The 10697-nt window shown below is 75.0% G+C and carries 1 protein-coding gene; it reads right to left on the bottom strand.

Features of this window, described 5'->3' with window-relative positions; genetic code table 11:
• Nucleotides 1–8 precede the first annotated feature (8 nt).
• Complete coding sequence (locus tag ACFYZS_RS24720; RefSeq protein WP_389016423.1) at nucleotides 9–10676, bottom strand: SDR family NAD(P)-dependent oxidoreductase; 10668 nt, start codon at nucleotides 10674–10676, stop codon at nucleotides 9–11.
• Between the last annotated feature and the right edge of the window lie 21 nt (nucleotides 10677–10697).

Here is a 10697-nt window from a genome sequence, read left to right as displayed (position 1 = left end):
TCGGCTTCTCACATTCCCTGTATCGCGTCGTCCAGCCCGAGACCGTCGAGCGCCATGTTGATCAAGCTCTCGGCGTCCATGTCGTCGATCGCCTCTTCCTCCGCGGCGACCGCCTTGGACTCCGTGGTGTGCGTGCGTCCGTCGGCGAGTTCGAGGAGCGTGTCCACCAGGCCCAGTTCGCGCAGGCGGGCCATGGGGACGGTCTGCAGCAGGCGGCGGATCCTGCCTTCGTCGGAGTCGGGGTCGAGATCGGAGCCCGCCCCGGCGTCCCCTTCCCTCGGCCGGAGTTCCTCGGCGAAGTGCTCGGCGAGGGACTGGGAGTTGGGGTAGTCGAAGACGAGCGTGGCCGGCAGTCGCAGTCCGGTGGCCTCGGCGAGGCTGTTGCGGAATTCGACGGCGGACAGCGAATCGAATCCGAGCTCCTTGAACTCGCGGCTCTTGCCGATGGACGCCGCTCCCGAGTGGCCGAGGATCGCGGCCGCGTGGGCCCGTACGAGATCGACCAGCTCGTCGGTGCGGGCGGCCTCCGACAGGCCGGACATCCGGCGCCGGAACGCCGCGACGTCGACCGTGGAGGCGGAGTCCGCGCGGCGGCGGGAGCGGGCGGGCACCAGGCTCCGGAACAGGTCCGGGAGGTCGGTGGCGCTCCGCATCGCCTTGGTGTTCAGCAGGATCGTCACGAGGGCGGGTGCGCCGAGGGCGTGGGCCGCGTCGAACACCTCGGTGCCCGCGCCGGCCGTCAGCGGCTCGATGCCGATCCGGCTCATGCGGCCGCTGTCGGCGGCGGCCAGCTCGCCGGCCATGCCGCCGCCGGCCTCCTGCGCCGCCCACGGTCCCCAGGCGAGGGACTGGGCGGGCAGACCCTGTGCGTTCCGGTACGCCGCGAGGGCGTCGAGGAAGGCGTTGGCGGCCGCGTAGTTGGCCTGGCCCGGGTTGCCGAGGATGCCCGCGACCGAGGAGAAGAGGATGAACGCGGCCAGGTCCAGGCCCGCGGTCAGCTCGTGCAGGTGCAGCGCGGCGTCGACCTTGGGCCGAAGGACCGCGCCCACGCGCTGCGGCGTCAGCGAGCCGAGGACGCCGTCGTCCAGGACGCCGGCCATGTGGATGACGCCCGTGAGCGGGTGGGCGGCCGGGATGTCCGCGAGGAGCGCGGCGAGGGCCTCCCGGTCGGAGGTGTCGCACGCGGCGATCTCCGCCTCGGCGCCGAGCGCCGCGAGTTCCGCGACGAGTTCGGCCGCGCCCTCGGCCGCCGGGCCGCGGCGGCTCGTCAGCAGCAGGCGGCGCACACCGCGCTCGGTGATCAGGTGCCGGGCGAAGAGCCGGCCCAGCATGCCCGTACCGCCGGTGATCAGCACCGTGCCGCCGGCGGCGAACTCCGTGCGCTCGGCCGCTTCGGCCTCCGCCGCCCGTACCAGGCGCGGGGCGTGGACGGTCGCGGACCGCAGCGCGACCTGCGGTTCGCCCGAGGCCACCGCGAGGGCGGCGTCCGCGAGGTCCGAGGCGTCCGCCGCGTCCGTGTCGAGGAGGACGACGCGGCCGGGGTTCTCCGACTGCGAGGTCTTCACCAGGCCCCAGACCGCGGCGCCGGCCAGGTCGGCCACCGTCTCGTCCGCCACGGCGACGGCGCCGCGGGTGCGGACGACGAGGGTCGAGCCCTCGAAGCGCTCCTCGGCCAGCCAGCTCTGGAGGACCTCCAGGGCCCGGCCGACGGCGGTGTGCACGGCGGCGGCGTCCGTACCGGCGGGCGCGTCCCAGACGACGGTGTCCGCGACCGTGCCCTCGCCGATCGACTGCCACGGGGCCACGGACCGGCCGTCGGCCGCCGCGGGCTGCGTCTGCGTCTGCGTCTGCTGCTGCGTCTGCCAGTCGATGCGGAACAGGGCGTCCCGGACCACCGAGCGGCCCTCGGCGGCCAGTTGGTCGGCCGCCAGCGGGCGCAGCATCAGGGAGGCGAGCGAGGCCACGGGGACGCCCGAGGCGTCCGCGAGGTCGACCGCGACCGAGCCCTCGCCGCGGGCGGAGACCCGTACCCGCAGGCCGGTGGCTCCCTCCGCGGAGAGCGAGACGCCGGAGAGGGCGAACGGCAGGGCCGCCTCCCCGCCGGTCACCCCGGACAGCGCGACCGGGTGCAGCGCCGCGTCGAGCAGCGCGGGGTGGAGGCCGTAGCCGTCCGGCTCCACGCCGTCGGGCAGGGCCACCTCGGCGTACACGTCCTCGCCGGAGCGCCAGGCGGCCCGCATGCCCTGGAACACGGGCCCGTAGGCGAGGCCCGCCTCGGCCACGTCGGCGTAGAACCCGTCGAGGTCGACCGGCTCGGCTCCGGCGGGCGGCCAGGCCGTCGCGTCGAAGGGGCGTACGGGCTCCGCGGCGGCGGCGCTGAGCGTGCCCACCGCGTGCCGGATCCAGGGCAGGTCCTCGTCCTCGCCGCGGGAGAAGAAGGTCACCGGGCGCCGGCCGGCCTCGTCGGGGGCGCCGACGGAGACCCGTACGGCGACTCCGCCGTGCTGCGGGAGCACGAGCGGCGCCTCCAGCGTGAGTTCGTCCACGGCGGGGCAGCCGATCCGGTCACCCGCCTGGACGGCCAGCTCGATGAAGCCGGTGCCGGGGAAGAGCACGGTCTCGCCGACCTTGTGGTCGGCCAGCCAGGGCTGGGCGGAGACGGCGAGGCGGCCGGTGAGCACGATCCCGTCCGTCTCGGGCGCGGAGATCACCGCGCCGAGCAGCGGGTGGTCGACGGTCGAGAGGCCGAGGGAGGTGGCGTCGCCGCCGCCCTGGCCGTCCAGGATCCAGAACCGCCGGCGCTGGAAGGCGTACGTCGGCAGGTCGACGCGGCGGGCGGCGGTGCCGGCGTAGTACGTCTGCCAGTCGATGCGCGAGCCCGAGGCGTGCAGCTGGGCCAGCGCGCTGAGCAGGGTGCGGGACTCGGGGCGGTTCTTGCGCAGGACCGGTTCGATGACCAGGTCCTGCCCGGGGGCGGACTCGCCGTCGAGGGTCGTACGGGTCAGGGCGGTCAGGACGGCGTCGGGGCCCAGCTCGACGAAGCGGGTGACGCCCAGGCCGTGCAGGTGCTGCACGGTGTCGGAGAAGCGGACGGCCTCGCGCAGGTGGCGGGTCCAGTAGTCCGGGGTCCCCCAGTCCTCGCTGATCTCGCCGTGGACCCCGGAGACCACCGGGATCTTCGGCTGGTGGTACGTCACGTTCTCGGCGACCAGGTGGAACTCGGCCAGGACCGGGTCCATGAGCGGCGAGTGGAAGGCGTGCGAGACGCGCAGGCGGGTGGTCTTGCGGCCGAGTCCGGTGAAGACGGCGGCGATCGCGTCGACCGCCTCCTCCTCGCCGGAGACCACGATCGAGCGCGGGCTGTTGATCGCGGCGATCCCGACCGTGTCGCCCAGGTGCGGCAGGACCTCCTCCTCGGTGGCTTCGACGGCGGCCATGGCGCCGCCCTCGGGCAGGGCCTGCATGAGGCGGCCGCGGGCGGCCACGAGGCGGGCCGCGTCCTCCAGGGAGAGGACCCCGGCCGCGTGGGCGGCGGTGATCTCGCCGATGGAGTGTCCGGCCAGGAAGGCCGGGCGGACGCCCCAGGACTCGGTGAGCCTGAAGAGGGCCGTCTCGATCGCGAAGAGCGCCGGCTGGGTGTAGGCGGTGCTGTTCAGCAGCGCCTCGTCCTCGGCGGACTCGCCCCACATCACCTCGTACAGCGGGGTGTCGAGGTAGGCGTCGAGTGCGGCGACCACCTCGTCGAGGGCCTTGGCGAACACCGGGAAGGCGGCGTGCAGTTCACGCCCCATGCCCAGGCGCTGCGCGCCCTGGCCGGTGAACAGGAAGGCCGGCTTGCCGTCCCGTACCGCGCCGCGGACCGCGCCGGCGCCGGTGAGGGTGGTGGCGGGCGCGCCCTCGGCCAGCGCGGACAGTCCGGCCAGCAGCTCCTGGCGGCTCCCGGCGACCACCGCGGCGCGGTGCTCGTGCGGGGTGCGGGAGGTGGCGGCCGAGTAGGCCAGGTCGGTCAGGGAGAGCTCCGCGTCCTCGGTGACGTGGGCGTGCAGGCGCTCGGCCTGCTCGGCGAGGGCCTGCGGGCTGCGGGCCGACAGCACGACCGGTACGAGGGGCAGTTCGCGCGGCTCACCGGCCGGGGTGGCGGCCGCGGGTGCCTCTTCGAGGATGACGTGGGCGTTGGTGCCGCTGAGGCCGAAGGAGGAGATGCCCGCGCGGCGCGGGCGGCCGGCCCGGGCGGGCCAGGCGACGGGCTCCTGGAGCAGCTTGACGTTGCCCGCCTCCCAGTCGACGTGCGGGGTGGGCTCGTCGATGTGCAGGGTCTTGGGCATCAGCCCGTGGCGCAGGGCCTGGACCATCTTGATGACGCCGCCGACGCCCGCCGCGGCCTGGGCGTGTCCGATGTTCGACTTGAGGGAGCCGAGCCACAGCGGCTCGTCCTCGGCGCGGTCCTGGCCGTAGGTGGCGAGGACGGCCTGGGCCTCGATCGGGTCGCCGAGGGTGGTGCCGGTGCCGTGCGCCTCCAGGACGTCGACGTCGGCGGTGGTCAGTCCGGCGCTTTCCAGGGCGGCGCGGATGACGCGCTGCTGGGAGGGGCCGTTGGGGGCGGTGAGCCCGTTGGAGGCGCCGTCCTGGTTGACGGCGGAGCCGCGTACGACGGCCAGCACCCGGTGGCCGTTGGCGCGGGCGTCCGAGAGGCGCTCGACGACGAGCACGCCGACGCCCTCCGACCAGGCGGCGCCGTCGGCGGCGCCCGCGAAGGACTTGCAGCGGCCGTCCCTGGCCATGCCCTTCTGGCGGCTGAACTCGACGAAGACCTCGGGGTCGGACATCACGGTGACGCCGCCGGCCAGGGCGAGGGTGCACTCGCCGGCGCGCAGGGCCTGGATGGCCAGGTGCAGGGAGACGAGGGAGGAGGAGCAGGCGGTGTCGACCGTCATGGACGGGCCTTCGACGCCGAGGACGTAGGAGACCCGGCCCGAGGCGATGCCGCCGGTGGACGCGTTGTGCGCGTAGTCGTGGTACATCATCCCGGAGTAGACGCCGGTCCTGCTGCCCTTGAGGGGGCGCGGGTCGATGCCGGCGTCCTCGAAGGCCTCCCAGGAGGCCTCCAGCAGCAGGCGCTGCTGCGGGTCCATGATCAGCGCCTCGTTCGGGCTGATCCCGAAGAAGTCGGGGTCGAAGTCGCCCGCGTCGTGGAGGAATCCGCCCCGGGCCACGTAGCTGGTGTCGGGGCGGGCGCCGGTCGGGTCGTAGATGCGGGCCAGGTCCCAGCCGCGGTCCTGCGGGAAGTCGGAGATGGCGTCGACGCCGTCGGCGACGGCCTGCCACAGGCCCGCGGGGGAGGTGATGCCGCCGGGGTAGCGGCAGGCCATGCCGACGATGGCGACGAGGTCGTCCTCGGCGGTCTTGGCCGCGGCCTTGCGGGCGGCGGGCTGCGGGGCCGCCGGCAGCCCGGACACCTCGGTGAGCAGGTGGCGGGCCAGGGCCAGGGGGTTCGGGTAGTCGAAGACGATGGTGGCGGGCAGGCGCAGGCCGGTGGCCTCGGCGAGCCCGTTGCGGAACTCGACGGCGCGCAGGGAGTCGAAGCCGAGCTCCTTGAACGCCCGCTCCGGCTCGATGGCCTGGGTGGAGCTGAAGCCCAGTACGTCGGCGACCTGGCTCAGCACCAGCTCGACGAGCACCTCCTCGCGGTCGGCCTCGGGGAGGGAGGCCAGCCGCTGCTGGAGGGCGCCGGCCTCGATCCGCCCGCCGGCCTTGCGGCGGGCGGAGACCGGGGCGAGGGAGCGGAACACCTCGCGGGCGCTCGCGCCCTGGGCGCGGATCGCGCCGAGGTCCAGCTTGACGGGGACGAGCGTGGCGTCGCCCGCGGCGCGTGCGGCGTCGAAGAGGGCGACGCCCTCGTCGGAGGAGATCGGGTAGACGCCGCCCTGCGAGATGCGGGAGCGCTCGGCGTCCGTGAGGGCGCCGGTCATGGCGCTGGCCTCGCCCCAGAAGCCCCAGGCGAGGGACTGGGCGGGCAGGCCGTGCGCCCGGCGGTGGGCGGCGAGGCCGTCCAGGAAGGCGTTGGCGGCCGCGTAGTTGGCCTGTCCGGGGTTGCCGAGGATTCCGGCGACGGAGGAGAAGAGGACGAAGGCCGCGAGGTCGGCGCCGGCGGTGAGCTCGTGCAGGTTGAGGGCCGCGTCGACCTTGGGGCGCAGGACGGCGTCGAGGCGCTCGGGGGTGAGCGAGCCGAGGATGCCGTCGTCGAGGACGCCGGCGAGGTGCACGACCCCGGTGAGGGGGTGCTCGGCCGGTACGGCGGCCAGCAGGGCGGCCAGCGCGTCCCGGTCGGCGGCGTCGCAGGCGGCGATCTCGACGTGCGCGCCCAGTTCCGTGAGCTCGGCGGCGAGTTCCGCGGCGCCCGCGGCCCCGGGGCCGCTGCGGCTCGTCAGCAGGAGGCGGCCGACGCCGTGTCCGGTGATCAGGTGCCGGGCGAAGAGCCGGCCCAGCATGCCCGTGCCGCCGGTGAGCAGGACGGTGCCGTCCGCGGCGAACGCGGGGGCCTCCTCGTCCCCGGTGGCGGCGGAGCGGACCAGGCGCGGGGCGTACGCGATGCCGTCGCGGACGGCGATCTGGGACTCTCCGGCGGCGTAGGCGGTGAGCACGTCGGCTTCGGTGGCGGCGTCGGCCAGGACGATGCGGCCCGGGTTCTCGGACTGGGCCGACTTGACCAGGCCCCATACGGTGGCGCCGGCCAGGTCGGTGACGTCCTCCCCGGCTCGGGCGGCGACGGCGCCGCGCGTGCGGACGACCAGGACCGATCCGGCGTGCCTCTCGTCGGCGAGCCACTCCCGGGCGACGGAGAGGGCGGCGTGCGCGGCGTCGCGGGCGTCCTCGGCGCCGGTGCCGGCGGGGGCGTCCCACAGGACCACGTCGGCGGGTTCTGCGTCCTCGGAGCGTGCCGCCTCCCACGTCGTGAGCGAGGCCTCGGCGGTGGCCGCCGGGAGCGCCTGCCAGTCGATGCGGAACAGGGCGTCCCGGGTGACGGAGCGTTCCTGGGCGAGCCGGTCGTCGGTGAGCGGCCGCAGGACGAGGGAGTCCACCGAGGCGACGGGCTGCCCGGCGGAGTCGGCCAGGTCGACGGCGACCTCGCCGTCCCCGAGCGCGCTGACCCGGACGCGGACGGCGGATGCGCCCTCGGCGGCGAGGGTGACCCCGGACCAGGCGAAGGGCAGGGCCGCCCCGTCGCCGGTGACGCCGGTCAGCGCGACGGTGTGCAGGGCGGCGTCGAGCAGGGCCGGGTGGAGTCCGTAGGCGGAGCCGTCGGCGGAGTCGGGCAGGGCGGCCTCGGCGTACACGTCCTCGCCCAGGCGCCAGGCGGCGGCCAGGCCGCGGAACGCGGGCCCGTAGTTCAGGCCCTCCGCGGCGACGTTCTCGTAGAAGCCCTCGAGGTCGACGGGCTCGGCGCCGGCGGGCGGCCACACGGTGGTGTCGAAGGAACGGGCGGGGGCGGCGCCGCGGCCGAGGGTGCCGACCGCGTGCCGGGTCCAGGACAGGCCGGTGTCCTCGCCGCGCGAGTGGACGGTCACCGCCCGGCGGCCGGCCGGGTCGGGCGCGTCGACGGTGACCCGTACGGCGGCTCCGCCGCGTGCGGGCAGCACCAGCGGGGCCTCCAGGGTCAGTTCCTCGACGGTGGTGCAGCCGGCCCGGTCGCCGGCCAGGACGGCCAGTTCGACGAAGCCGGTGCCGGGGAAGAAGACCTGCTCGCCGACCCGGTGGTCGCCGAGCCAGCCGTGGGTGGCGGTGGAGAGGCGGCCGGTGAGCGTGAAGCCCTCGCTGTCGGGCGCGGTGACGACGGCGCCGAGCAGCGGGTGGCCGGCCGGGTCGAGGCCGGCGGCCTCGACGTCGCCCGCGGCGGCGGGGGCCGGCGCCCAGTAGTGCTCGCGCTGGAAGGCGTACGTCGGCAGGTCGACGGGGCGGGCGGGGGCGGCGGCGTGGAAGAGGCTCCAGTCGACGGGCGCGCCCGCCACCCAGGCCTCGGCCAGCGAGGTGGCGAACCGCTCGATGCCGCCTTCGCCGCGGCGCAGCGAGCCGACGGGTGCGGCGCTGACGCCGACGGCGGAGACGGTCTCGGCGAGGCCGACGAGCAGGCCGGGGTGGGGGCTGGCCTCGACGAAGACGGTGAAGCCGTCGTCGAGCAGGGCGCGGGTGGTCTCCTCGAACAGGACGGTCTGGCGCAGGTTGCGGTACCAGTAGTCGGCGTCGAGGGTGGCGGTGTCGACGGGGGCGCCGACGACGGTGGAGTAGAAGGAGACGTCGGCGGAGCGCGGGGTCACCCCGGCGAGGGCGGCGCGGACCTCGTCGCGGATCTCCTCGACGAAGACGGAGTGCGAGGCGTAGTCGACGGGGATCTTGCGGGCCTGGACCCCTTCGGCCTCCAGGTGGGCGTACAGCTCGTCGAGGTTCTCGGGGTGGCCGCAGACGACCACCGAGGTGGGGCTGTTGACGACGGCGAGCTGGAGGCGTCCGTCCCAGCGGGCGATGAGCTCGCGGACCTCGGCGGAGGGCAGGCGGACGGACATCATGCCGCCGCGGCCGGCCAGCCCGGTACGGATGATCTTGCTGCGGAGGGCGACGACGCGGGCGCCGTCCTCCAGGGACAGGGCGCCGGCCACGGTGGCCGCCGCGATCTCGCCCTGGGAGTGGCCGACGACGGCGGCCGGCTCCACGCCGAAGGAGCGCCACAGCTCGGCCAGCGAGACCATGACGGCCCACAGCACCGGCTGGACCACGTCGACCTCGTCGTACGTGGGGGCGCCGGGCTCACCGCGTACGACGTCGATGAGGTTCCAGTCGGTGAACTGCGCGAGGGCCTCGGCGCACTCCCCCATCCGCGCGGCGAACACCGGCGAGGAGTCGAGCAGTTCGACGGCCATGCCGATCCACTGCGAGCCCTGGCCGGGGAAGACGAAGGCGACCTGCGGGGAGCCGGAGGCCGTGCCGCGGACCAGGTGCGGGGCCTTGCCGCCGTCGGCGAGCGCGTCGAGCCCGGCCAGCAGGGCGTCCCGGTCGCCGCCGAGCACGACGGCGCGGTGGTCGAAGGCGGTCCGGCGGGTGATCAGGGCGTGGCCGATGTCGCGCGGGTCCTCGTCGGCGGCCTGCTCGCGGACGAAGGACGCCAGCTTGGCGGCCTGTCCGCGCAGGGCCTGGGCGCCGCGCGCGGAGACCGCGTACGGCAGGACCGGGGAGGTGACGGCCGGGGCCGCGGGGGTCTCGGGGACTTCCTCCGCGGCGGCCGGCTCCGGCGCCTCCTGGAGGATGACGTGGGCGTTGGTGCCGCTGAGGCCGAACGCGGAGACGCCCGCGGTCCGCACGTGGTCCTCGGCCTTCGGCCAGGGCAGCGCCTCGGTGAGCAGCTCGACGTGTCCGGCGTTCCAGTCGACGTGGCTGGAGGGCTCGGAGACGTGCAGGGTGCGCGGCATCAGCCCGTTGCGCATCGCCATGACGGTCTTGATGACGCCGCCGACGCCGGCCGCGCCCTGGGCGTGGCCGATGTTCGACTTGAACGAGCCCAGCCGCAGCGGCCGCTGGGCGGTGTGGTCCTGGCCGTAGGTGGCGAGCAGGGCCTGCGCCTCGATCGGGTCGCCGAGGGTGGTGCCGGTGCCGTGCGCCTCGACGAGGTCGACGTGGGCGCCGGGGATCTCGGCGTTGGCGAGCGCCTGGCGGATCACCTTCTGCTGGGCGGGGCCGTTGGGCGCGGTCAGCCCGTTCGAGGCGCCGTCCTGGTTGATCGCCGAGCCCTGGATCACCGCGAGGACCTCGTGCCCGTTGCGGCGGGCGTCGGAGAGGCGCTCCAGGAGGATGACGGCGGCGCCCTCGGCCCAGCCGGTGCCGTCGGCCGAGTCGGAGAACGCCTTGCAGCGCCCGTCGGGCGACAGGCCCTTCTGCTTGCTGAACGCGACGAACGGGGACGCGGTCGACATGATCATCACACCGCCGGCCAGGGCGAGCTTGCACTCGTTCTGGCGCAGCGCCTGCGCGGCCAGGTGGATGGCCACCAGCGAGGAGGAGCAGGCGGTGTCGACGGTGAAGGCGGGGCCTTCCAGCCCCAGGGTGTAGGAGACGCGGCCGGAGATGACGGATGACGCGCGGGAGGTCGCCATGAAGGCCTCGACGGCCTCCGGGACGCCTTCCTCGTAGTCGCCGTAGTCCTGGATGCCCGAGCCCATGTAGACGCCGACCTGGCTGCCCCGCAGGGTCTCCGGGTCGATGCCGGCGCGCTCGAAGGCCTCCCAGGCGACTTCGAGGGTGAGGCGCTGCTGGGGGTCGGTGCCCTCGGCCTCCAGCGGGCTGAGTCCGAAGAACCCGGGGTCGAACATGCCGGCGTTCTCCAGGAAGCCGCCCTGGTGGACGTAGCTCGACCCGGGGGCGTCGGGGTTCGGGTCCATCAGGGCCTCGAGGTCCCAGCCGCGGTCGGTGGGCATGCCCGCCACGGCGTCGCGGCCCTCGGCCACCAGCTGCCACAGCTCTTCCGGCGTGGTGATCCCGCCGGGGAAGCGGCAGCTCATGGCCACGATCGCGATCGGCTCCCGCGTCTGAGCCTCGACGTCCTGGAGCCGCTGCCGGGTCTGGTGCAGATCGGCCGTGACTTTCTTCAGGTAGTCGAGGATCTTCTCGTCATTTGCCATGTCGGGTCTCACCGAGTCCTTTTGATGAATGTG

It is taken from the genome of Streptomyces sp. NPDC001903, from assembly GCF_042891345.1.
Classification (GTDB): Bacteria; Actinomycetota; Actinomycetes; order Streptomycetales; family Streptomycetaceae; genus Streptomyces.
The sequence above is the reverse complement of the archived record's forward strand: the minus strand, read 5'-3'. Positions and strand labels throughout refer to the sequence as shown.